The organism is Pseudomonas sp. Irchel 3E20, assembly GCF_900187645.1.
In the GTDB taxonomy this organism is placed as follows: Bacteria; Pseudomonadota; Gammaproteobacteria; order Pseudomonadales; family Pseudomonadaceae; genus Aquipseudomonas.
In genome coordinates this window covers 167,088-189,422 of sequence record NZ_FYEE01000006.1, presented here as the reverse complement: position 1 = coordinate 189,422, position 22,335 = coordinate 167,088, and the positions used below count along the sequence as shown (strand labels likewise).

Below are 22,335 nucleotides of genomic sequence, written 5' to 3'. Positions count from 1 at the left end.
TCATTACTTCAGATACCCAAACCTATGACCGATCTACCAGATACCGACTTCACCCAACGCTTCATCTTTGATGACAGCGACACTCGCGGCGAGCTGGTTGCGTTGGAACGTAGCTATGCCGAAGTTCTCGCCAAACACCCTTACCCGGAGCCTGTCGCGCAACTGCTCGGTGAGTTGATGGCGGCGGCGTCGCTGCTGGTTGGCACCTTGAAGTTCGACGGTTTGCTGATCCTCCAGGCCCGCTCCGAAGGGCCGGTGCCGATGCTGATGATCGAGTGCTCCAGCGAGCGCGAAATCCGTGGCCTGGCCCGTTACGAAGCGGACCGCATCGCTCCGGACGCGACCCTGGCCGACCTGATGCCCGGCGGCGTCCTTGCGCTGACGGTCGACCCGACCCAGGGCCAGCGCTACCAGGGCATCGTCGACCTCGATGGCGCGACCCTGTCCGAGTGCTTCACCAATTACTTCGTCATGTCCCAGCAGGTGGGCACGCGTTTCTGGCTGTATGCCGACGGGCGCCGCGCGCGCGGCCTGCTGTTGCAGCAACTGCCGGCCGACCGGATCAAGGACGAAGACGACCGCGCCGCCAGTTGGCAACACATCACCACCCTGGGCGGCACCCTGACCGCCGACGAGTTGCTGGGTCTGGACAACGAAACCGTGCTGCACCGCCTCTACCACGAAGAGCAGGTGCGCTTGTTCGATCCACAGCACCTGCACTTTCATTGCAGTTGCTCGCGGGACCGTTCCGGCACTGCGCTGGTTAGCCTGGGCCTGGAAGATGCACAGCAATTGGTGGTCGAACACGGCGGCCACATCGAGATCGACTGTCAGTTCTGCAACGAGCGCTACCTGTTCGATGCCGCCGATGTCGCTCAATTATTCGCTGGAGCAGGCGTAGACACACCCTCGGATACTCGCCACTAAAACGTTTCAGCGCAGGTGATTTACCTGACATTTGTTCAAATGAGGCCGTACTGACGGGAGGACCCTACTTTTTTTGGGTGTTTCTGGCATAATCCGGCCCACTTTTTTCGCGGTAGTAGTGCACAACTTTCTACTACAAAACGTTTGGAGCACTCGGCCACTGGCCGACGGGGAACCTCATGACGCAAGCCAACAACGCCGTGTACACCGATCTGAGTGTCGACGATCTGGTTAAAGAAGCCTTGAACCGCGGTGAAGGCGAGCTGTCCGACACCGGCGCCCTGGTTGTCCGCACCGGCCACCGCACTGGCCGCTCGCCAGTCGACCGTTTCATCGTTGAAGAACCTTCCACCCAGGACGCCATCGCCTGGGGCCCGATCAACCGCAAGTTCCCGGCTGACAAGTTCGATGCCCTGTGGGACCGCGTTGAAGCCTTCATCGGCGAACGCGAGCGCTTTGTTTCCCACGTCCATGTAGGTTCCGATCCTGCGCACTACCTGCCGGTCAAGATGACCACCGGTACTGCCTGGCACAACCTTTTCGGCCGCTGCCTGTTCATCAACCCCGAAGCCGGCCAGTACAACGCCGGTGGCAAGGCTGAGTGGCAGATCCTCAACGTGCCCGAGTTCGAATGCGTTCCGGAACGTGACGGCACCAATTCCGACGGCACCGTGATTCTCAACTTCGCCGCTCGCAAAGTGCTTATCGCTGGTATGCGTTACGCCGGCGAAATGAAAAAAGCCCTGTTCTCGGTACAGAACTTCCTGCTGCCAGCGGTCGACGTGCTGCCGATGCACTGCGCCGCCAACATGGGCGAGGCGGGCGACGTGACCCTGTTCTTCGGCCTGTCTGGCACCGGCAAAACCACCCTGTCGGCCGACGAAAGCCGTTACCTGATCGGTGACGACGAACACGGCTGGGGCGTTGGCGTGGTGTTCAACATCGAAGGCGGTTGCTATGCCAAGTGCATCGACTTGTCCGAGAAGAACGAGCCGGTCATCTGGAAAGCCATCCAGCACGGCGCCGTGCTCGAAAACGTCGTACTCGATGCGAACAAGAAGGCCGACTACGCCGACGACAGCCTGACCCAGAACAGCCGTGCGGCCTACCCACGTGAACTGATCGAAAAACGCGCCCCGCTGAACCTGGGCGGCGAGCCCAACGCGGTGATCTTCCTGACCTGCGACCTGACTGGCGTACTGCCGCCAGTGTCGATCCTCAGCGAAGAACAGGCGGCCTACCACTTCCTGTCCGGCTACACCGCCTTGGTGGGTTCGACTGAAATGGGTTCGGGCAGTGGCATCAAGTCCACCTTCTCCACCTGCTTCGGCGCGCCGTTCTTCCCGCGTCCGGCCGGCGAATACGCTGAGCTGCTGATTAAGCGCATCCGTGGCTTCGGCTCCAAGGTGTACCTGGTCAACACCGGTTGGACCGGCGGTGGCTACGGTGTGGGCAAGCGTTTCAACATCCCGACCACCCGTGGTGTTATCGCCGCCATCCAGAGCGGTGCTCTGGTGGGTGCCGAGACTGAGCACCTGGACACCATCAACCTCGACGTGCCGCTGGCCGTACCGGGCGTTGAAACTGGCCTGTTGAACCCACGCAACACCTGGGCCGACAAGGCTGCCTACGACGAAGCCGCCAAGGCATTGGCCGCCCTGTTCGTCGAGAACTTCAAGAAGTTCGACGTCAGCGACGCCATCAAGGCCGCCGGCCCGAAGTTGTAATGACTTCGCGCTAGCGCAACGAAAAAACCGCCCTTCGGGGCGGTTTTTTTCGGTCATTGAAAACTACGGCAGTTCGCCGCGCGAGGCCGCTTCCAGGTCCATTAAGCCCCGGCCATAGGCCTCGCTGTTGGCGTAGATGCCGGTGCGATTGGCGGTGCTGAGCAGCCGATCGCGGATCTGCTGCGGGCTGAGGTGCGGGTAGCGGCTTTGCAGCGCGGCCAGTGCGCCACTAACGATGGCCGTGGCCGGAGAGGTGCCGGCGGTCTGGGTATAGCCACCGTCCTTGGCGGTGGTGGTCAGGCCCATGTCATTGCCGGAATCGCCACCGGGGACGGCGATGCACCAGGCCGCGGCCACGCCGCAGTAGTTGGATTTGGCATTGACCACGGTGCCGTCGCGTTTGAGGGCGATGACCGCTATCCAGCCTTTTTCCAGCTCCGGGATGGCCAGCGGCAAGCCGGGTTCGGCCAGGGGTTCGCGTTTGAGTTCATTGCCGGTGGGGAAGACAAACACCGCGCCCTCGGCCACCAGTTTGCGCGCCATCTCCAGGGATTGCGGCATCACCTGCTTGTAGCGGGCTTCGGTGATTTCCGTGGCCGGGATCGCATTGGCCCAGGCGTTGCTGAAGATCCGCGCGCCTTGGTCGAAGCCGAACTGCCAGGATTGAGCGATCTCGCTGTCGAAGAAAAACGGCTCGTTGTCGTCACCGAAGCGCAGCGGGATCAGTTGCGCGTTGAACGCTACGCCGTGCATGCCGGCACCGTCCTTGTTGGCCGCCAGGATGCCGGCCATCTGCGTGCCGTGGCCCAGCCTGTCGATGGTGCCGGGGCGGTCTTCGACATAGTCGTAGCCCGGGTGGCCGATGCGGCCCTTGAATTCCGGCAGGTCGGCATTGAGGCCCGAATCGACAAGGGCCACCTTCACGCCCTGGCCGGTGCCGCCGCGGGCGTACAAGGCGGAGGCCTTGATGACGGTCAGGGCTTTTTGCTCGATGTATTCAGGGGTTTCGAAGTTGGGAGCCTCAGGCTCGATGACAGGTTGTTGGGGCACGGTCAGGCATCCGGTCAGGGTCAGCGACAAGCCCGCCAGGCTTATCCATGGTAAAAAGCCGGGCTTGTACGGTCGGGCACTCAAGAGGGGGGTGTGCATGGTTCATTCCTTTAGGTTGATGTGCTTCGGGCTTCCAGCCGCGATGTGGGCGAATCTTAGCCCCGGTTGCCAGGGGTGGTGCAGTGGTTATGTCGTTGGTTTTGTTTCAGCGTGTGGAGCCGTATTCCGCCCTTTTTTCGACTTTTTGGAGCCGCGACCTTATGTACAGCACCCTCGAGCGGGTTTTCGGTTATCCACAGTTTCGCCCTGGCCAGGAGGCGGCGGTCAGTGCGGTATTGGCCGGGCGTTCGGTGGCGGCGATATTTCCTACGGGCTCCGGTAAATCTCTGTGCTACCAGTTACCGGCGTTGCTGCTGCCGCATCTGACACTGGTGGTGTCGCCGCTCTTGGCATTGATGCAGGACCAGTTGGCGTTCTTGCAACGCCACGGCATTGCGGCGGCGAGTATCGATTCGGTGCAGAGCCGTGAAGACGCCAGTGCGGTGATGGCGCGGGCGCGGTCCGGTGAGTTAAAGATCCTGATGATCTCCGTGGAGCGCCTGAAGAACGAACGCTTTCGTAACTTCCTACAACAGGTGCAGATTTCTCTGTTGGTGATCGATGAGGCGCACTGTATTTCGGAGTGGGGCCACAACTTCCGCCCGGATTACCTGAAGCTGCCGGACTACCAACGCCAGTTCGCTATCCCCCAGGCCTTGCTGCTCACCGCCACCGCGACGCCGCAGGTAATTGCCGACATGCAGGCCAAGTTCGCTATCGCCCCCGCCGACGTGGTGACCACCGGTTTCTACCGGCCCAACCTCAACCTGCTGGTGGAGCCGGTAAGCGGCCAGGACAAGCGTCGGCGGCTGGTGCAGTGGATGAGCGCGCGAGCAGGGCAGGCGAGCATCGTCTACGTCACGCTGCAATAAACCGCCGAGCAGATTGCCGAACACCTGAGCCAGCACGGTATCGCCGCCCAGGCTTATCACGCCGGGTTGCCCCATGAGCGGCGCGAGGCCATCCAGCGCCAGTTCATGGCGGGCCAGGCCGGTTGCATCGTCGCCACCATCGCGTTCGGCATGGGCATCGACAAAAGCGATATCCGCAACGTGGTGCATTTTGACCTGCCCAAATCCATCGAGAACTACAGCCAGGAAATCGGCCGCGCCGGCCGCGATGGCCAGCCCTGCGATTGCCTGGTGCTGGCCAACCGCGACAGCCTCAATGTGCTGGAAAACTTCGTCTACGGCGACACTCCGGAGTTGAGCGGCATCCGCTGTGTGCTGGAAGAACTGCAAGGCGCCGCACCGGACGGCCAGTGGGAATTTTTGCTGGGGCCGCTGGCAGACCAGAGCAACATCCGCCAACTGCCCCTCAAGACCTTGCTGGTGCAGTTGGAATTACGGGGGTTGATCGCCCCGCGTTACGCCTATTTCGCCGAATATCGCTTCAAATTACTCCTTGAACCAGAGGCATTGCTGACGCGTTTCGAGGGCGAGCGACGCGACTTCGTGGCGGCGATCATCCACACCTCTAGCCGCGCCCGGACCTGGGCCACGGTGAATTTCGACGCGCTCTACGAGCAGTACGGCGCCGAGCGCAACCGGGTGGTCAAGGCGCTGGATTACTTCCAGGAAAAGGGCTGGGTGGAGCTGGAAAGCAAGCAGATGACCGAGGTTTACAGCGTGCTGGCGGATTTCGATGCGCCAGCCCTGAGCGCCGAACTGCACGCCTACTTTACCCGCCACGAACGCGGGGAAATTGCACGCATCCACGCCATGCTCGACCTGTTCGCCACTGAGCAGTGCCTGGGCCATCGCCTGGCCCGCTACTTTGGCGACGAGCAGGCGCCGCAACGCTGCGGCCACTGCTCGGTGTGCCATGGCCAGGTCGCGCATTTGCCGGCGCCGCCCGAGTTGCCCGCGCTTGTGGATAAAAACTTCGCGGTGCTGTGCGGCACATTTATCCACAGGCACCAGCAGCACACGGGGCTTGAGCCCAGCAGCGAATTGCTGACGCGCTTCCTGGGCGGCATCAGCGCGCCGCTGTTCACCAAGCTCAAGGCCCGCGCGATCCCCGGGTTCGCGGCGCTGGAGGATTACCCTTACGCGCAGGTGCGTGCGTGGGTCGAAGGCCAGTTGCCGGGCTGAGGCCTGTCACCCGCCGCCGCTGTTGTCGTAGCCAGCGGGGCTACAACTTCGCAGGCAGCAGGCGCAGGGTGCTGCGGGTGTTGGCGCTGACTTCTTCTTCGCTGAAATGGGCCTGTTGATAGAGGCCCTCGATGTACGCCTCGGCCTGGTCGCCGTAGTGCTTGTCGAACGGTACGCCACTCTGGCCGACCGGGTTGATGGTCAAGCTGTGGGCCGGGTCGGCGAAGTCGATCAGGCGCCGGGTCGAGGGGCCGTAGGTGACCGGCCATGGCGCGGGGCCGATTTTGGCCGAGAGATTGTTCGGCACTTCGTGGCTGCCCGGCGCGGCGAACGGGCCGACATTGAACAGCCGATCTAGCGGTTTTTGCGTGCCCAGTGGATGGCTGTGGGTCAGGGTGTGGGCCTTGCCCCACTGCCATTGGCCGGGGTCGTCGCCCAGGGTGGCGCTCAGGTGGGCGATGCTGTTCTGCCAGGCCAGCAGCACGATCTGGGCGCGGGTTTCCTTGGCTGGCGTGTGGCGGTTGTCCCACCAGGGCGAGTCGACGGTGGCGGCCAGGCGCGGCAATGCGGCGTCGATCACCCGGGTCGAGAGCAGGGTGTCGAAAAAGCTGTCGCCCAACTCATCGCGAAACACGGCATCGCTGAGGTTGTAGAGAAACTGGTTGAACAGCGTCGCGCTGGTGGATGCCAGCGGATAGTCGCCCGGCCACTGCGCCAGTTGCTCCAGTAGCTTGCGTTGGGCCGGGTCTTTGACCTCGGCGCGCAGGTCCGCCAGCAAAGGCGCCAACAGGCGCGGGCCGTAGGCGGTGGTGGTGCCCAGTTGCAGTTTCTGGCTGTTTTCCAAGTCCCAACTGATGCTGGCGTCGCTCAGTTGCCGGTTCAGGTGTTGGCCGCGATCGGCGAGGTTGTAGTAGCCAGGGATCTCCATGCCGGTGGGTGAAGCCGGTTGGTAGTTGGCCGAGAGGATATAGCCGCGCGGCGGGTTTTCTTCCTGCGGATTGGCGCTGAACGGGTAGAAGCCTTCCTTGTCGGCCTGGGCCGTAGTGCCGTCGAGGATGAACGCCGGGTTGGCCCCCGCTGCGCGTTTGGGCAACTGCGCCGCGGCCCACCAGGCGATGTCGCCGCGGGCATTGGCCCACACCAGGTTCAGCCCCGGCGCATGGACCTTGGCCGCCGCGCTGCGGGCCTTGGCCAGGGTGTCGGCGCGGTTGAGCTGGTAGAAGCCTTCAAGGATCGGGTTCTGGGTTTCCAGGAAGGCCCACCACATGGCGATGGGGGTCTTGCCTGCCGTGGCACCCAGCACGTCGTTGATGATCGGGCCATGGGGTGATTGGCGCAGCTCCAGGGTGACTGGGGCCTGGCCCTTGACCGCGATCTGTTGTTGGCTGCGGATCAGGTCTACCCATTGCTCGCGGTACCAGACCTGGTTGGGGTTGTCCGGGTTGACCTTCTCGGCGATCAAGTCGAGGTCGTCGTTCTGGAACATCGTCAGGCTCCAGCCGAAATCCCGGTTGTGGCCCAGGAACGCGAAGGGCACCAGGGCCTGGTGATGGCCGTATAGCTCAAAATCCGGCGTGGACAACTGCGCCTCGTACCACACCGCCGGCACCGAGAAGCGGATGTGAGGGTCGCCGGCCAGCAGCGGTTTGCCGCTTTTGCTGCGGGTGCCGTCCACCACCCAGGCGTTGCTGCCTTCCATCTGCGGCAAGCCATTGTCGGCCAGGGCTTGTTCGCTGAGACGGGCGATGGCGTTCAGGTCCTGCCAGTCCCCGGCGCTCAGGCCCGGAGCCTGGGCCAGCATGCCTTTGGGCTGCCAGCTCAGGTCGAAGACGTCCAGGTAGTCGGGGCCCACCTGGTCGCGGATGTAGGTGAGCAAGGGCTCGGTACGAAACGCGGCAGCGAAGCTGTAGGCCATGTACCCGGCGACGCTGATGGTGTCTTCCACGGTGAAGGGCCGCGGGGTGATGCCTAGCACATCGAACTCCAGCGGGTGCGGTCGGGCATCCTGATATTGGTTGATGCCGTCCAGATAAGCCTGCAAGGCCTGCGACGCGGCAGATTGGCGATCCAGGCTGGCGGCATAGCTAGCGGCGCGCTCGCGGATGCGCAGGCTGCGGAACAGTTTGTCGGTGTCTACCAGTTTGGGTCCCAGCACCTCGGCCAGTTCGCCCCGGGCCAGGCGCCGCATGATTTCCATCTGGAACAGGCGATCCTGGGCGTGCACATAGCCCAGGGCGCGGTAGAGGTCGAGGTCATTGCTGGCGCGGATGTGGGGCACGCCACGTTCGTCGTAGCGCACGGTGACCGCATCCTTGAGGCCGTTGACCGCCACCAGGCCCTGGCGCGACGGCTGCTTGCCATACAGGTACCAGCCACCGCCCAGGGCGAGTACGAGCAGTAGCAGGGCCAAGAGGGTCAGGATGCGTTTCATTGAAGCTCCTTGTTGTTTCTTATGGGGGTGCCACCCGCGAACCGCGAACATTTAGCACAACCACCCCGGTGGCGCAGGCTTGTCCGTGAAAAGTCGCAATTGCCTTACTCGGCCGGCACCGCCGTCCACGGGCAGTAGCAGCCCACCGCCAGGGTATGCGTGGCGTTGACCGGGCGGTTCTCGCTCAAGGCCTGGAGGATGGGCTCGATGAAGCTGTTGCTGGAGTTGCAGGTCAGGCCTTCGCTGTACGGGCCGAAGTAGGCCAGTTTGCCATCGCGGTTCCAGATCGCCACGGCGGGGCTGGCGGGGATCTGCTCGGCGCCGGGCAGGCTGTCGAGGTAGGTCATTTGGCTCAGGTCGGCCGGTAATTTGCCTTGGCTGCCAGGTTTTTGCACGGCGTAGAACGCCACACCCTGGGGCGCGAAATGCGCGATCAGTTCGCTCAAGTGCTGCTGGTTGCCGACGTTGCAGGGGCAGGCCGGGTCCCAGAAATGCACGAGGCGGATCGGCCCCGGGCCATCGATGGCGGCGGGCAGGCGCAGGGCATCGCCGGAAAACACCGCCGTGTGTTCGCTGAAGGTGCGCACATAGCGCTCCTGGAACCATTGGTAGGCGGCCCAGAGCGTCGCCGCGCACACCAGGGCGAGCAGGCTGGCAATCAGGGTTGTGCGGTAGGGCAGGCGCATGCGGATCAATCCTCGAAGGTCGCGTAGCTTGCCATGCCGGGCGCGACAGATGAATATCGCAGGCCCATAAAGTCTGTTGCGCAGCCTGGCGCATTTGTCTGGAACCTCTTATGCCTGCGACCTTCGACCCCGATTCCCTACGTGCCAGCCTGCGACCATTGGCCGCCGCGCAGCCGTTGTCGGTACAGGCCCGGGCCTACCAGCACTTCTACGGGTTGGACCTGGCCGACTGCGAAGCGGGCCTGGGGTGTTTTGCGGCAGGTGGCTACGAGGTGGTGAGCCAGGTGTGGCGACCCCGGCAGGCGCGGGGCACGCTGTTTTTGCTGCACGGTTTTTACGACCACATGGGCTTGTATCGCCACGTCATCCAGTGGGCGCTGGCGCAGCAGCTCGTGGTGATTGCCTGCGACTTGCCGGGCCATGGGCTGTCCAGCGGCGAGCGTGCCAGCATCGCCGATTTCGCTGAGTACCAGGCGACGCTGCAAGGCCTGTTCGCCGAGGCGCAGTCCCTCGACCTGCCGCAGCCCTGGCACCTGTGCGGGCAGAGCACGGGCGGGGCGATTGTGGTGGACCATGTGCTCAGCGAGGGTGCCCGCAGCCCGGCCCAGGGCCAGGTAATCCTGCTCTCGCCCCTGGTGCGGCCGCGGGCCTGGGGCTGGTCGCAGCTCAGCTATTACCTGCTCAAACCTTTCGTCAACGGTATCGCCCGGCGGTTCAGCGAAAACTCCAACGACCCGGCGTTCCTGGCGTTCCTGCAGGCCGATCCGCTGCAACCCTTGCGCCTGCCGACCGCGTGGGTCGGCGCGTTGGCGCGCTGGATCAAACGCATCGAGGCGCTGCCGGGCAGCCCGCGGCGGCCGCTGATCGTCCAGGGGCAAGCGGACATGACGGTGGACTGGCAACACAACCTGGAGGTGCTCAAGCACAAATTCGACCGCCCGCAGGTGTTGATGCTGCCCACGGCGCGGCATCACCTGGCCAATGAAACCCAGGCCCTGCGCGACGAGTATTTTGCGTTCTTGAGCAAGCGGCTCAAGGGCCGCGGCCTTTGACTTGGGGCGCCCCGGTTTACGGGTTGAGGCTGGAGCTGCTCTGGCCCACGGCGAGCCCGGCGCGGATCGCCGCCAGCGCAGCCTGGTAGTAGGTCTTGCCCTCGGCCGACTCGGCGAAGGTGGCGAATTCTTCCAGCTCGGCGTCGGACAAATCGCGATAGACGTAGAGCAGGGTGTTGTTCAGGTCGGCACCGATCTGTTCCATCAGCCGCTGGCGCTGGCCGTTGAGCATGCCTTGGGCCTGGCCGCCGCCCAACAGCCCGGGAATCATCTGGCTCAGGCTGTCGGCCGCCACGCCGGCGATGGCCAGGCTGACTTCGGCCCCCGCCTCGCGCGCCGGTAGGGCTTGGGCCAGGTGGCCGATGATGAGCAGACGGTTGTCGCTGGCTTCGATTTTCGGCAAGCCCTGGGCGTTTTTCGCCAATTGGTCGCGGCGCGTGGCCAGCAGTTCGGCGGCGATGACCTTGCGTCCCAGGGGCGACTGGAAAAACGCCAGCGCCGGCGCCGGGTCGGCAAGCTTCTGGCGCAACTGGGCCAGGGCACGCTGGTCCATGGCTTGGGGCGCGAAACGTTGGTTGCTGTTGTCCACTAACGCCTGGTACACCGCCGGCGGCAGGCTGCTGCGGTAGCGTTGCTGGGCGGCGGTCAAGGCATCGGTGAAATGCGCACGTTGCTGCGGCCAGCCGGCGACCGTGTAGAGCTGGTCGAGGCCGTCTGCCCAGGTGGGCAACGCGCAGAACATCAACAATGAAAAAAGCAAACGGCGCATAGGGACTCCTGTCAGCAGGCCACCATTGTCCGTGGCACTTTGGGACTTGTCGAGAATTCGTATCAGTCCGCTATGCGGCTCTGTCGGATATTGGGCCGTATCGATACTATGCGCGCCATGCAAATACCCTCTGAACACCCGCTGTTGTTACGCATCGTTGACGACCTGGCTACGCGGGGGTGGTCACAGCAGAATATTTTCCTGCCGGAGGCTCTGACTCTGGAACTGGCGGCTGAGTGCCATAAACGTGCCGCCGAAGGTGAGCTCGCCCCGGCCGCCGTGGGGCGAGGGCCGTTCCAGGAGATTCGCGAGGGGATTCGCGGCGACCATATTCAGTGGCTCGAACCCGGCCAGGCCCTGCCTTGCGATACCTACCTGGGCTTGATGGACAGCCTGCGCGTGGCCATGAACCGTGGCCTGTACCTGGGGCTTGAGGATTTCGAGTGCCATTTCGCCCTGTACCCACCGGGGGCGTTTTACCTCAAGCATGTGGATCGCTTTCGCGACGATGACCGGCGCATGGTCTCGGCGGTGATCTACCTCAACCAAGGCTGGCTGCCGGAGCATGGCGGCCAATTGCGCATGTACCTGGACGATGGCGTTGAATACGACGTGACCCCCACGGGCGGCTGCCTGGTGGTGTTTCTGTCGGGAGAGGTGCCCCATGAAGTGCTGCCCGCCACCCGCGAACGCCTGTCGTTGACGGGCTGGTTTCGCCGTCGCGGCAACGAGCCGTTTTGACCCTGCACAAGGTGCTGGTGAGCCGCTGCCTGCTGGGGCATCGGGTGCGTTACGACGCCGGCGCCAGCGGGCCGTTCGATCAACTGGAACAGTGGCTCGCGCAAGGGCGGGTGGTGGCACTGTGCCCGGAGGTCGCCGGCGGCTTGCCCACGCCCAGGCCCGCGGCGGAGATTCCCGGTGGCCAGGGTGTCGAGGTGTTGGCGGGCGATGCGCGGGTGCTGACCGCTGCCGGTGAGGACTTCACCGCAGCGTTTTTATCCGGGGCCCAGCAGGCGTTGGCGTTGGTGCAGCGTTTCGACATCCGCGTCGCCGTGCTCAAGGCCAACAGCCCTTCATGCGGCAACCTTTTGACCTATGACGGCACGTTCAGCGGGGTCAAGGTGGGAGGCGAGGGCGTCACTGCGGCGCTGCTCAAGCGCCATGGCGTGCAGGTGTTCAACGAGCTTGAATTACCTGCTGCCGCCCAGGCCCTTGCGGCGCTCGGCCGGTAGCGGCGGGCTTCAGTTCTTGGGCGGTGTGCTGGCGTCCATGCCGAACCATTTCTCCGACAGCGCCATTAGCCGGCCATCTGCTTTGATCCGTTGCAACGCCTTGTCCAGGCTGGCCTGGAACGCCGGGTTGCCCTTCTGGAAAGGGATCACCAGGCTCAATGTCGGGCCGACCTTGGCCCCTTCCTTAACCGGCAGTTGGCTATCGCGGATCGCGAAAGGCACCAGCAGGCGATCGCTGATGGCGGCGTCGATCTGCTTGGCGGCCACGTCCTTGAGCGGTTGCTTGGCGTCGGGGTAGCTGCGCAGGTCGATCCCCTCGACGGTGCGCGCCTGCTCCACAAACTGGCTGCCCTGCGCCACGCCCAGGGCCTGGCCCTTGAGGGCGTCGAGAGTGGAGAGTGGGCGCTGCTCTTCCTCACGCACGATCAATTGCGCGTTGGAATAGCTGTAGGGCTCGCTGAAATCGAAACGATCCTTGAGTTGCGGGGTCAGTGCTATGTGGTTCAGGGCGATGTCGTATTTACCGCTCTCGACACCCGGCAGCAGGTCATTGGCGTCGGTGACGACGAAGTCCGCGCGAACATCGAGTTCGTTGGCGAGCAATTGCCCCAGTTCCACTTCAAAACCGGTCAATTTGCCGTCGTCCTTGAAGTTGAACGGCGGGTTGTCGGCTTGCAGTGCGATGCGCAGTTCACCGCGGTCATTCACATCGTCGATCAATTCGGCTTGAGCACAAACGCTCACAAGGGGGAGCAGCATTAATAGGCCAGGCAAAAAGCGCATGGTTACTCCTTTGATTTCTAATGTGCCGCGCAGGGTGCTGATGCGCTTTGCTATGGTGTTGAGTGCCTTCGACAACGAATAGCCACGAAGTTGTCATAAACCTACAAAATTTGCGAAAGAACTGGAGAAGTTAATGAAAACCTTTATGTCGCGTGCAGCGTTTGCAGGTTTGTTATTGAGCGCCTCGATGCTCGCCATGGCTGCCGAGGTTCCGCGTACAGCGGCACCGGCGGGTGCCAAAGTGTTCATCGTGTCGCCGGCCGATGGCGCTACGGTGGCGAAAACCTTCAAGGTCAAGTTTGGCGTCGAGGGCATGGCCCTGGCCCCTGCCGGTGACCAGACGAAAAACACCGGCCATCACCATTTGCTGATCGATGTCGACAAGTTGCCGGCAGAAAATATGCCAATCCCCGCCGATGCCAACCATATCCACTTCGGTAAGGCGCAGACCGAAACCGAAGTCACTCTGGCCCCGGGCAAGCACACCTTGCAACTGGAATTGGCGGACAAGAACCATGTGCCGTTCAAGCCGGTGCTGGTCTCGGAAAAAATCACGGTCACCGTGGAATAAAAAAGGAAGCCCCCGGCAAATCGCATTTGGGTGCGATCTGCCGGGGGCTCCTTTTTAGCTGCAAGCTATAAGCGGGCAAACATCAACTTGCCGCTGGCCCGGTTCTTAGAAAAGAACCCGGCTACGGATAGTGCCGTTAATGTGCTGCAACTTCTCTTGCGCCAGGTCCGAGTACTCGGCGTCAACGTCGATCACAACGTAGCCGACTTTCTCGTTGGTTTGCAGGAACTGACCGGAAATGTTGATGCCGTTTTCGGCGAAAACCTTGTTGATCTCGCTCATCACGCCCGGGATGTTCTCGTGGATGTGCAGCAAACGGTGCTTGCCAGGGTGAGCCGGCAGGGCCACTTCAGGGAAGTTAACCGACGACACGGACGTGCCGTTGTCGCTGTACTTGACCAGTTTTTCCGCCACTTCCAGGCCAATGTTAGCTTGGGCTTCTGCAGTCGAACCGCCGATGTGCGGGGTCAGGATGACATTGTCCAGGCCACGCAGCGGGCTCTCGAACTCTTCATCGTTGGAGCGCGGCTCCACCGGGAATACGTCGATGGCGGCGCCAATCAAGTGTTTGTCCTTGATCGCGTCGGCCAGTGCGTCGAGCTCGACCACCGTACCGCGTGCCGCGTTGATGAGGATGCCGCCCTTCTTGATGGCGCGGATTTCCTTCTCGCCGATCATCCACTGGGTGGCTGCGGTTTCCGGCACGTGCAGGGTGACGATGTCGGACATGCCCAGCAGGTCGTGCAGGCTGCCGACCTGGGTCGCGTTGCCCAGTGGCAGTTTGGTCACGGTGTCGTAGAAGAACACCTGCATGCCCAGGCCTTCGGCCAGCACGGACAGCTGCGTGCCGATCGAGCCATAACCGACGATACCCAGCTTTTTGCCGCGGATTTCAAAGGAGTTGGCCGCACTTTTGATCCAGCCGCCACGGTGGCAGGAAGCGTTTTTCTCAGGGATGCCACGCAGCAGCAGGATCGCTTCGGCCAGCACCAATTCAGCCACTGAGCGGGTGTTGGAGTAAGGCGCGTTGAACACCGCGATGCCACGCGCGCGGGCCGCGCTGAGATCCACCTGATTGGTGCCGATGCAGAAACAGCCGACTGCCACCAGCTTCTTGGCGTGATCGAAGATTTCTTCAGTCAGCTGGGTGCGGGAGCGAATGCCGATAAAGTGCGCGTCGGCGATCTTTTCCTTGAGCTGGGACTCCGGCAGAGAACTGGTGATGTACTCAATGCTGGTGTACCCGGCGGCCTTTAGGACGTCGACGGCCGATTGGTGGACGCCTTCCAGAAGAAGGAACTTGATCTTGCTCTTATCGAGAGAAGTCTTGCTCATCTGCGTAAACCTGTATCCCGGAGAAAAATGGCAGGGAATCGAGCAGCGCAAGCTGACCCGGACGGCAGGAAAGCCGTCACCGCAGGAGGCCCTTGGGCACTCTCCTGCGGGGGCGGTATGCTAGCATACGCGCCCCGCTAAACACTCATTCCTGCGACGTGAAGCGTTCTCAGGATGACCATGAATTGTTCGAGAGTTCTATCCATGACCAATCCTGCCCTGATTGATGAGCTGAAGACCCTGGTCGAGCCCGGCAAAGTTCTCACCGATGCCGACTCCCTCGCTGCCTACGGCAAGGATTGGACCAAGCATTTTGCTCCGGCGCCCTGTGCCATCGTCTTCCCGAAAACCACCGAACACGTCCAGGCCATCGTGCGCTGGGCCAACGCCCATCACGTGGCGCTGGTGCCTTCGGGTGGCCGCACGGGCCTGTCGGCGGCGGCCGTGGCGGCCAATGGTGAAGTGGTGGTGTCTTTCGACTACATGAACCAGATTCTCGACGTGAACCTCACCGACCGCACTGCCGTGTGCCAACCGGGCGTGGTCACCAAGCAGTTGCAGAACGCTGCCGAAGCACAGGGGCTGTACTACCCGGTGGATTTCGCGTCTTCGGGTTCCAGCCAGATTGGCGGCAATATCGGCACCAATGCCGGCGGGATCAAGGTCATTCGCTACGGCATGACCCGCAACTGGGTCGCGGGCATGAAAGTGGTCACCGGCAAGGGCGACGTGCTGGAACTGAACAAAGACCTCATCAAGAACGCCACCGGTTATGACATGCGCCAGTTGTTCATCGGCGCCGAAGGTACCCTGGGCTTTGTGGTCGAAGCCACTATGCGCCTGGACCGGGCGCCGAAAAACCTCACAGCGATGGTGCTGGGCACCGCGGATTTCGATTCGATCATGCCGGTGCTGCACGCCTTCCAGAGCAAGCTGGACCTGACGGCATTCGAGTTCTTTTCCGACAAGGCGCTGGCCAAGGTCATGGCCCGAGGCGATGTGCCGCCGGCGTTCGAGACCGACTGCCCGTTCTACGCCCTGCTGGAATTCGAAGCCACCACCGAAGAAGTGGCCAACCACGCCCTGGAAACCTTCGAGCACTGCGTCGAGCAGGGCTGGGTGCTGGACGGCGTGATGAGCCAGAGCGAAACCCAATTGCACAACCTGTGGAAACTGCGCGAGTACATCTCCGAGACCATTTCCCACTGGACGCCGTACAAAAACGACATTTCGGTCACTGTGTCGAAAGTGCCGGCCTTCTTGAAGGAAATCGACGCCATCGTCGGCGAACACTATCCAGACTTCGAAATCGTCTGGTTCGGCCACATCGGCGACGGCAACCTGCACTTGAACATCCTCAAGCCCGATAACCTGAGCAAGGATGAGTTCTTCGCCAAGTGCGCCACCGTCAACAAGTGGGTGTTCGAAACCGTCGAGAAGTACAACGGTTCGATCTCCGCCGAGCACGGCGTGGGCATGACCAAGCGCGATTACCTGACTTACAGCCGTTCCCCGGTTGAAATCGAGTACATGAAAGCGGTCAAAGCGGTGTTCGACCCGAACGGCATCATGAACCCGGGCAAGATTTTCGCGGTTTGAAACCCCCTCCAGGAGTCGGTCAATGAGCTACCAGCACCAGTACGTCGATGGCACGCGCATTCATTTCCCGGTCGGGAAAGTGGTCTGCATCGGGCGCAACTACGCCGAGCACGCCAAGGAACTGGACAACCCGGTGCCTAGCGAACCGTTGTTGTTCATCAAGCCCGGCAGTTGCGTGGTGCCGCTGGAGGGTGGCTTTGCCATCCCCGCCGAGCGCGGTTCGGTGCACTACGAAGCGGAAATCGCGGTGCTGATCGGCAAGCCGCTGTCCGCCAAGCCCAGCCGCGAAGAAGTGCTGGATGCCATCTCTGGGTTCGCCCCGGCGCTGGACCTGACCCTGCGCGACAAGCAGGCCGAGCTCAAGGCCAAGGGCCTGCCGTGGGAAATCGCCAAGTCGTTCGACGGCGCGGCGGTGATTGCGCCGTTCGTAGTCAGCAGCAGCTTCAGCGACCTGACCGATATCGGCATTCGCCTGACCATCAACGGTGAAGTGCGCCAGGATGGCAACAGCGCCATCATGCTCAACCCCATCGTGCCGATGATCCAGTACATGGCCGGGTGCTTCTCACTGCAGGCCGGCGACGTGATCCTGACCGGCACCCCAGTGGGCGTCGGCCCGCTGAGTGTTGGTGATGAGCTGGTGCTGGAACTGCCAGGCGTGAGCCGCTTCGAAAGCCGCGTGCGCTAAGCACGATATGTGTGGGCGCGCGGGCGAGCCTGCGATGAGGCCGGTACATCCGCTACCGCTTTAGCGGCTGGGCGGTTGCCATCGCGGGCGAGCGGAGCGCCGCCCGGCCCGTTCCCACACACGGCTGTACCGACCGTTATCGCTTCGCTTTTCCTTTGCATTTTTTTCACATCCAGTCTGGATAATTCGGCCCGCCGGGCATCCGAGCCTGTCTTCTTGTGCTATTACCCTTGGCTCACTTTCCGGAACGCCCCGTCATGGCCATTCTCCCAGCCTCAAAACCCGCTGCCGCTCGTCGTTCCCGCTTTGTCATGCGCTGGTATTCCTGGCTGTTGCTGGCGGGTGTGGTGATTTATGGCCTGTCGGCGGCCATGCACTGGGACGATCGCGGGGTGTTGTGGGTGCTGGAGCGGTTTGAAACGCCACTGGAGCGCAAAGAAAGCATCTGGCTGCCGGATTATCACGCCGTCATCGACGCCAAACCCCTGGTGGGCATGGAAGACGACGAAGCCTCGGACGTGGCCTATAACCCGCTGACCAAGACGCTGTTCGCGGTGATGGGCAAAAAGCCATTTTTGAGTGAGCTGACCCTGCAAGGCGACCTGCTGCGCAAGATCCCGCTGGTGGGCTGGGCCAACCCGGAAGGGGTGGCGGTGCTGGAGAACGGCCTGATCGGGATTGTCGATGAGCGCCGCCACACGCTTTCCATGGTCACGGTGGATGCCGCGACCCAACAGTTGAACTACGGCGACTTCCCCAAATACGACCTGGGCCCCTCCGCCGACCAGAACAAGGCGTTTGAAGCCGTTGCCTGGGACCCGCGCAAGCAGCAGCTATGGCTGGGGGAAGAGCGCCCGCCGGCGTTGTTCTCCTGGAAAAGCGATGGCAGCGCCACCCTGCGGGGTGACAAGCACAAACTCGACAGCGATGAGCTGGACCTGCGTAACCTTTCGGCCTTGTCCATCGACCCGCGTACCGGGCACATGCTGGTGCTGTCGGCCGACTCCAACCTGCTGTTGGAGTTGGATGAAACCGGCGAGCAAGTCAGTTTCATGACCCTGCTGGGCGGCTTCAATGGCCTGAAAAAAACCATCCCCCGTGCCGAAGGCGTGGCGATGGACGAGGCCGGTACTCTGTACATCGTCAGCGAGCCAAACCTGTTCTATCGCTTCGAGCGTAAGTAAGTTCTTCAAGCCGACATCGGTTGATAAATATTCCTTGCCAGACAGGCAAGGTAATTAAGTTTAAATTCAGGCCGTGGTGATATTTCATCCCGATGCCTGAATACTGAGCTTGCCAACCGATGCGCAAATTCCTACGTCCAAAACCTCTTCTTCTTATTGCTGGCCTTATTGCCCTGGTGTTGGCCGGGTTTGCCGGGCAGCACTACCGTCTCTTCGAGCGCGCCTGGTTCAACTGGCAGGTGTGGCTGCATCCGCTCGATAGCCGCTCCATCGGCTTGGGGGATTATCGGGTGGCGGTTGAGGCGCGGGTCATCGAGGGCCTGGACGACGATGTCTCGGCGCTCACCTTCGACCCGGTGCGCAAGAGCCTGTTTACCGTGACCAACAAGAATGCCGAGCTGATCGAGTTGTCCCTCGACGGCAAGATTCTGCGGCGGGTGGCGTTGGTGGGTTTTGGCGACGCCGAAGCGGTGGAATTCATCAGTGCCAACACCTATGTGGTCACCGATGAGCGCCAGCAACGCCTTATCAAGATTCACTTGGACGACGACACGGCGTTCCTCGATGCCGCAGACGCCGAGCAGATCAGCATTGGCGTGCACATGAGCAGCAACAAGGGTTTCGAGGGGTTGGCCTATGACTCGGTGGGCAAGCGCCTGTTCGTCGCCAAGGAGCGCGACCCGATGCTGATCTACGAGGTCCATGGCTTTCCCCATTACAACCCGGACAAAGCCTATTCGGTGCATGTGGTGAACAACCCCAAGCGTGACGCCGGGTTGTTTGTGAGGGATCTGTCCAGCCTGCAATACGACGAGCGCAGCGGCCATTTGCTGGCGCTGTCGGATGAGTCGTTTCTGGTGTTGGAATTGGGCATCGACGGTCGGCCCATCAGCAGCCTGTCGCTGCTCAAGGGTCGCCATGGCCTGAGTAAAAGCGTGCCCCAGGCCGAGGGCATCGCCATGGACGATGAGGGCACGCTGTATCTGGTCAGCGAGCCGAATCTGTTTTATGTGTTCAAACAGCCGGCTCGCTGAGGTCGGTCAGAACTGCCACTGCACCCCGAGGGAATAGCCGGTCTGGCTGCCCTCGTCATGGCCTAAGCGGCCATTGACCTCCGCGTAGAGCCCCAGTTGCGGGGTGATCGCCAATTGGCTGCCCAGTTGCGCGCGGCCGAAGCTCTTGTCCACTGTGCCCAGGCGTGCGCCGCGGGCCTGGTTGTCGGCGTGGCTGGTCAGCAGGATGTCGTCCAGGCGCCCGTCGCCCAACTCCTTGACCCAGGCGATATCGCCGTACGGCATCAGGCTCAGGCCATAGGGTAGGCCGACGGTGCCGCGCGCGCGCCAGCCGAGGCTGGCTTCCAGGGAGTCGAAACTCTGCTCTTCATAGCCCAGGGCAGTGCGTAGGTCTTGTTTCTCGTGGAACTTGTCGATGCGGTAGTGGCTGTAGTCGAGGCCGGCGAACGGCCCGCTTTTGATGGCGCCGAAGTCGAAGTCGTAGCCGCCCAGCACGCGGGCGCCCAGGCTCAGGGCGTCGGTTTCGCCAGTGAGTTTCTGGTTAAGCAGCACCGGGCCACCATTGGCCTGGATCACCAGGTTGCGTTTGGAGTCGAAGCTGCTGTGGCCCACGCTCAGGTCGCCGGCCAGCCACTGCGGGCCGCCGTCGTTGAGCAAGGCGTAGATCGCCGCTTGCCAGCTATCGCTGTCGAGTTTGCCGCCGTGCTCCAGTTTGTCGCGGCCGTTGAGGTAGCTGAGGCTGGCGCCGATGGCCAGGCTCGGGCTCAACTGGTAGTCGCCCAACGCGTGTAGGCCCAGGCGCCGGGCCTCGGGGTTGGGGGCGCTGTCGAAGCCGCTGTCGGGGCTGTATTCGCCGTCGAGGCCGATCTCACCGTCGAAGCTGCCGACTTCACGGGTGGCTGATTGCAGGGTTAGCCAGCGCCGGTCGTGCAGGCGCACCAGGGCTTGGTGCTGGCGTTGCAGGTTGTCTTGCATGTTGCGTGCAACCGCGCCGCCGGACGCGGTAGAGGCCATCAGGTCGGCGTTGGTCAGCTCCAGCACTAAACGGCTAAGCAGGCGCGAGTAGTCGCGCAGGCGCTGGTCGATGCGCTCCTGGCCGAAGGCGTTGGTCAGCACCGCTTCGTTGTCTTCTTTGGGGTCGTGCCAGGTCGAGCCGCCGGGGATGGCCGGGTTGTCGGTCTGGGTGTAGCCGTCCAGGTCGCCCAGTTCCCAGTTGGTGGCTTCGATATAGAGGATGGGAATGTTCAAACCCTCGAACGCTTCGCCATCGCTGCAGCAACCGGTGCCGGCGGGGTAGGCCGGGTCGAGGCCGGGGTTGGTGAACAGGTTGATATTCAGCTCTTTGGCGATCTTGAAGGTCTGGTCGCGCAGGGCGGTGAGGGCCGGATTATCGACGCTGTTCTGGCCGGCGTGGGCGTACATCATGTCGCCAGTAATCAGGCTGTCGAGGTTAATCATGGCCAGCATGTTCTGCCGCTCGCTGGCGCTCAGGGACGCGACAAAAGCCTTGGAGCCGCGCAGGCCTTCTTCTTCGGCGCCGAAGCCGACCACTTGCAAGCCGTTCTCCAGCTTCAGCCCGCCCAGGTTGCGGGCGATTTCTGTCAGCACGCTGGCGCCCGAGCCGTTATCGTCCAGGCCTTGCAGGGTGGGGCGGCCGAAGTAGGTGTCAAAGTGCGCGCCCACCACCACGTACTGCGGTTTGGTGCCGGCGGCGTAGGCCACGACGTTCTGCGAACTGCGGGAGCTGCCGCCAGCGGTCCAGGAAAAATCCTGGCGGCTGATGCCGTAGGCATTGCCCATCTGGCTTTGCATCCAGTCGGCGGCCCCGGCGAAATTGGCCGTGCCACGGTAGCGGCCAGGGTAGTCGTTTATCAGCTTATCGAGGGTGGTGGCTGCGTGTTCGCCGTAGTTGTAGGCAAAGCTTGGGGCGCTCAGCAAGGCACTGGCAACACTGATGGCGAGGGCGAGAGGTTTTATCACGGGGTCTTCCTTGAAGCGTTGAAGGATAGGGTTGTCGGCCTGACCCTTTGCACGATGTGCGCCTTATTCCGTGTCCAGGCTCGATTTGGCGCCTGAACTTAACCGTTCGTCGCCTTGTTGTAAGTTGTAACGAATTTAAGACTAAAAGCGAAGGGGGGCGCTGCGACGCGTTGCTCAAATGTGGGCAAACGCGGGGGGAAGTGCTGCGAAAAGTAGCATTTTGGTGGGGGCGCAAGTACAGCGAACAGGGTGGGAGCGGGCCGGGCGGCGCGCCGCTTGCCCGCGATAGCGGTGTATCAGCGGCCTAATCCAGTGGCTGAAAGTTCGCTATCGCGGGCAGGCCCGCTCCCTCAGAGAGAGGCCAAACCCCAGGCATCAAGCCTTGAGGGTTTTCACCCCTTCAGCGGTGCCCAGCAGCAGCAGGTCGGCGGGGCGGGCGGCGAACAGGCCATTGGTGACGACGCCGACGATGGCGTTGATCTGGCGTTCCAGTTCCACCGGGTTGGTGATCTGCATGTTGAACACGTCGAGGATGATGTTGCCGTTGTCCGTCAGCACGCCTTCGCGGTACACCGGGTCGCCGCCCAGTTTCACCAACTCGCGGGCAACGTGGCTGCGGGCCATGGGGATGACTTCCACCGGCAGCGGGAACTCGCCCAGCACCGGCACCAGTTTGCTGGCGTCGGCGATGCAGATGAAGGTCTTGGCCACGGCGGCGACGATCTTCTCGCGGGTCAGGGCCGCGCCGCCGCCCTTGATGAGGTTCAGGTGCGCGTCGCTTTCATCGGCGCCATCGACGTAGAACTCCAGGTCACTGACTGTGTTGAGTTCGTACACCGGGATGCCGTGGCCCTTGAGGCGCGCGGCGGTGGCTTCGGAGCTGGCGACCGCACCGTCGAACGCGCCCTTGTGCAGGGCCAGGGCGTCGATGAAGCAATTGGCGGTGGAGCCGGTGCCGACCCCGACGACGCTTTTGTCGTCGAGTTTGGGAAGGATGAAATCGACGGCGGCCTGGGCCACTGCCTGTTTGAGTTGATCCTGGGTCATGCGGGCTCCGGAAGCGGGCGAGGGGGGTAGCACAAAGGCCGGCATTATAGGCGCCGGCACTGTGCAGGT

Annotated in this window: 18 protein-coding genes and 1 pseudogene; 11 read left to right on the top strand and 8 right to left on the bottom strand. The window is 62.5% G+C overall.

The genetic code is table 11. From position 1 onward, the window contains the following. Positions 1-24: 24 nt before the first annotated feature. Both hslO and CKW13_RS13745 read left to right on the top strand, forming a co-directional pair. Positions 25-927, top strand: a complete 903-nt coding sequence (gene hslO, locus CKW13_RS13750) for an Hsp33 family molecular chaperone HslO (RefSeq protein ID WP_095109168.1) — start codon at positions 25-27, stop codon at positions 925-927. Between the two features lie 179 nt (positions 928-1,106). Then, positions 1,107-2,654 carry a phosphoenolpyruvate carboxykinase gene (locus CKW13_RS13745; RefSeq protein ID WP_095109167.1) on the top strand — a complete coding sequence of 516 codons (1,548 nt, stop codon included), beginning with the start codon at positions 1,107-1,109 and terminating at the stop codon, positions 2,652-2,654. A 63-nt stretch (positions 2,655-2,717) separates the two neighbouring features. Here CKW13_RS13745 and CKW13_RS13740 read toward each other — a convergent pair whose 3' ends face one another. Next, positions 2,718-3,803, bottom strand: a complete 1,086-nt coding sequence (locus CKW13_RS13740) for a S8 family peptidase (protein WP_095109166.1) — start codon at positions 3,801-3,803, stop codon at positions 2,718-2,720. Positions 3,804-3,964: 161 nt separating this feature from the next. Between CKW13_RS13740 and CKW13_RS13735 the strand changes: the two are divergent. After that, positions 3,965-5,896: pseudogene (locus CKW13_RS13735) on the top strand (ATP-dependent DNA helicase RecQ). Between the two features lie 40 nt (positions 5,897-5,936). Here the strand turns inward: CKW13_RS13735 and CKW13_RS13730 are convergent. After that, a complete protein-coding gene (locus tag CKW13_RS13730) occupies positions 5,937-8,327 on the bottom strand; it encodes a penicillin acylase family protein (RefSeq protein WP_095109165.1) in 2,391 nt (796 codons plus the stop codon). A gap of 104 nt (positions 8,328-8,431) precedes the next feature. Next, on the bottom strand, positions 8,432-9,013 hold the full coding sequence (locus CKW13_RS13725) for a DUF6436 domain-containing protein (RefSeq protein ID WP_095109164.1): 582 nt from the start codon (positions 9,011-9,013) through the stop codon (positions 8,432-8,434). A gap of 110 nt (positions 9,014-9,123) precedes the next feature. On the opposite strand from CKW13_RS13725, the gene CKW13_RS13720 reads away from it, so the two are divergent. Then, positions 9,124-10,065 (top strand): alpha/beta hydrolase, encoded by a 942-nt coding sequence (locus CKW13_RS13720; RefSeq protein ID WP_095109163.1) that lies wholly within the window; start codon positions 9,124-9,126, stop codon positions 10,063-10,065. A 16-nt stretch (positions 10,066-10,081) separates the two neighbouring features. Here CKW13_RS13720 and CKW13_RS13715 read toward each other — a convergent pair whose 3' ends face one another. Further along, positions 10,082-10,834: a DUF2059 domain-containing protein gene (locus CKW13_RS13715; RefSeq protein WP_095109162.1), complete on the bottom strand. Its 753-nt coding sequence runs from the start codon at positions 10,832-10,834 to the stop codon at positions 10,082-10,084. 108 nt (positions 10,835-10,942) lie between these two features. Here CKW13_RS13715 and CKW13_RS13710 point away from each other — a divergent pair, with 108 nt between their 5' ends. Next, positions 10,943-11,575 (top strand): 2OG-Fe(II) oxygenase, encoded by a 633-nt coding sequence (locus CKW13_RS13710; protein WP_095109161.1) that lies wholly within the window; start codon positions 10,943-10,945, stop codon positions 11,573-11,575. Between the two features lie 2 nt (positions 11,576-11,577). Further along, positions 11,578-12,066, top strand: coding sequence for a DUF523 domain-containing protein (locus tag CKW13_RS13705; RefSeq protein ID WP_095109287.1), 489 nt, complete (start codon positions 11,578-11,580; stop codon positions 12,064-12,066). A 9-nt stretch (positions 12,067-12,075) separates the two neighbouring features. Here the strand turns inward: CKW13_RS13705 and CKW13_RS13700 are convergent, their stop codons facing one another. Continuing rightward, on the bottom strand, positions 12,076-12,849 hold the full coding sequence (locus CKW13_RS13700; RefSeq protein WP_095109160.1) for a transporter substrate-binding domain-containing protein: 774 nt from the start codon (positions 12,847-12,849) through the stop codon (positions 12,076-12,078). A gap of 133 nt (positions 12,850-12,982) precedes the next feature. Here CKW13_RS13700 and CKW13_RS13695 point away from each other — a divergent pair, with 133 nt between their 5' ends. After that, positions 12,983-13,420: a DUF4399 domain-containing protein gene (locus tag CKW13_RS13695; protein WP_095109159.1), complete on the top strand. Its 438-nt coding sequence runs from the start codon at positions 12,983-12,985 to the stop codon at positions 13,418-13,420. 105 nt (positions 13,421-13,525) lie between these two features. Here the strand turns inward: CKW13_RS13695 and serA are convergent, their stop codons facing one another. After that, positions 13,526-14,755, bottom strand: coding sequence for a phosphoglycerate dehydrogenase (gene serA, locus CKW13_RS13690; RefSeq protein ID WP_095109158.1), 1,230 nt, complete (start codon positions 14,753-14,755; stop codon positions 13,526-13,528). A gap of 204 nt (positions 14,756-14,959) precedes the next feature. On the opposite strand from serA, the gene CKW13_RS13680 reads away from it, so the two are divergent. The 4 genes from CKW13_RS13680 (at position 14,960) to CKW13_RS13665 (ending at position 19,260) form a co-directional block, all read left to right on the top strand. Next, entirely contained in the window at positions 14,960-16,354 is a 1,395-nt protein-coding gene (locus CKW13_RS13680; RefSeq protein ID WP_095109157.1) for an FAD-binding oxidoreductase, read from the top strand. Positions 16,355-16,376: 22 nt separating this feature from the next. Further along, the gene (locus tag CKW13_RS13675; protein WP_095109156.1) at positions 16,377-17,042 is read left to right on the top strand and encodes a fumarylacetoacetate hydrolase family protein; all 666 of its coding nucleotides are present in this window, start codon (positions 16,377-16,379) and stop codon (positions 17,040-17,042) included. A 257-nt stretch (positions 17,043-17,299) separates the two neighbouring features. Continuing rightward, positions 17,300-18,226, top strand: coding sequence for an SdiA-regulated domain-containing protein (locus CKW13_RS13670; protein WP_095109155.1), 927 nt, complete (start codon positions 17,300-17,302; stop codon positions 18,224-18,226). Positions 18,227-18,345: 119 nt separating this feature from the next. Then, positions 18,346-19,260 carry an SdiA-regulated domain-containing protein gene (locus tag CKW13_RS13665; RefSeq protein ID WP_095109154.1) on the top strand — a complete coding sequence of 305 codons (915 nt, stop codon included), beginning with the start codon at positions 18,346-18,348 and terminating at the stop codon, positions 19,258-19,260. Between the two features lie 6 nt (positions 19,261-19,266). Here the strand turns inward: CKW13_RS13665 and CKW13_RS13660 are convergent, their stop codons facing one another. Continuing rightward, positions 19,267-21,219, bottom strand: coding sequence for an autotransporter domain-containing protein (locus CKW13_RS13660; protein WP_095109153.1), 1,953 nt, complete (start codon positions 21,217-21,219; stop codon positions 19,267-19,269). A 375-nt stretch (positions 21,220-21,594) separates the two neighbouring features. Beyond that, positions 21,595-22,266 carry a ribose-5-phosphate isomerase RpiA gene (rpiA, locus tag CKW13_RS13655; RefSeq protein WP_095109152.1) on the bottom strand — a complete coding sequence of 224 codons (672 nt, stop codon included), beginning with the start codon at positions 22,264-22,266 and terminating at the stop codon, positions 21,595-21,597. Positions 22,267-22,335: the final 69 nt, after the last annotated feature.

What these genes read in the sequence shown, in the direction of transcription:
- hslO (WP_095109168.1), top strand. Translation starts at nt 25, where the DNA reads ATGACCGATCTACCAGATACCGACTTCACCCAACGCTTCATCTTTGAT.
- CKW13_RS13745 (WP_095109167.1), top strand. Translation starts at nt 1,107, where the DNA reads ATGACGCAAGCCAACAACGCCGTGTACACCGATCTGAGTGTCGACGAT.
- CKW13_RS13740 (WP_095109166.1), bottom strand. Translation starts at nt 3,803, where the DNA reads ATGCACACCCCCCTCTTGAGTGCCCGACCGTACAAGCCCGGCTTTTTA.
- CKW13_RS13730 (WP_095109165.1), bottom strand. Translation starts at nt 8,327, where the DNA reads ATGAAACGCATCCTGACCCTCTTGGCCCTGCTACTGCTCGTACTCGCC.
- CKW13_RS13725 (WP_095109164.1), bottom strand. Translation starts at nt 9,013, where the DNA reads ATGCGCCTGCCCTACCGCACAACCCTGATTGCCAGCCTGCTCGCCCTG.
- CKW13_RS13720 (WP_095109163.1), top strand. Translation starts at nt 9,124, where the DNA reads ATGCCTGCGACCTTCGACCCCGATTCCCTACGTGCCAGCCTGCGACCA.
- CKW13_RS13715 (WP_095109162.1), bottom strand. Translation starts at nt 10,834, where the DNA reads ATGCGCCGTTTGCTTTTTTCATTGTTGATGTTCTGCGCGTTGCCCACC.
- CKW13_RS13710 (WP_095109161.1), top strand. Translation starts at nt 10,943, where the DNA reads ATGCGCGCCATGCAAATACCCTCTGAACACCCGCTGTTGTTACGCATC.
- CKW13_RS13700 (WP_095109160.1), bottom strand. Translation starts at nt 12,849, where the DNA reads ATGCGCTTTTTGCCTGGCCTATTAATGCTGCTCCCCCTTGTGAGCGTT.
- CKW13_RS13695 (WP_095109159.1), top strand. Translation starts at nt 12,983, where the DNA reads ATGAAAACCTTTATGTCGCGTGCAGCGTTTGCAGGTTTGTTATTGAGC.
- serA (WP_095109158.1), bottom strand. Translation starts at nt 14,755, where the DNA reads ATGAGCAAGACTTCTCTCGATAAGAGCAAGATCAAGTTCCTTCTTCTG.
- CKW13_RS13680 (WP_095109157.1), top strand. Translation starts at nt 14,960, where the DNA reads ATGACCAATCCTGCCCTGATTGATGAGCTGAAGACCCTGGTCGAGCCC.
- CKW13_RS13675 (WP_095109156.1), top strand. Translation starts at nt 16,377, where the DNA reads ATGAGCTACCAGCACCAGTACGTCGATGGCACGCGCATTCATTTCCCG.
- CKW13_RS13670 (WP_095109155.1), top strand. Translation starts at nt 17,300, where the DNA reads ATGGCCATTCTCCCAGCCTCAAAACCCGCTGCCGCTCGTCGTTCCCGC.
- CKW13_RS13665 (WP_095109154.1), top strand. Translation starts at nt 18,346, where the DNA reads ATGCGCAAATTCCTACGTCCAAAACCTCTTCTTCTTATTGCTGGCCTT.
- rpiA (WP_095109152.1), bottom strand. Translation starts at nt 22,266, where the DNA reads ATGACCCAGGATCAACTCAAACAGGCAGTGGCCCAGGCCGCCGTCGAT.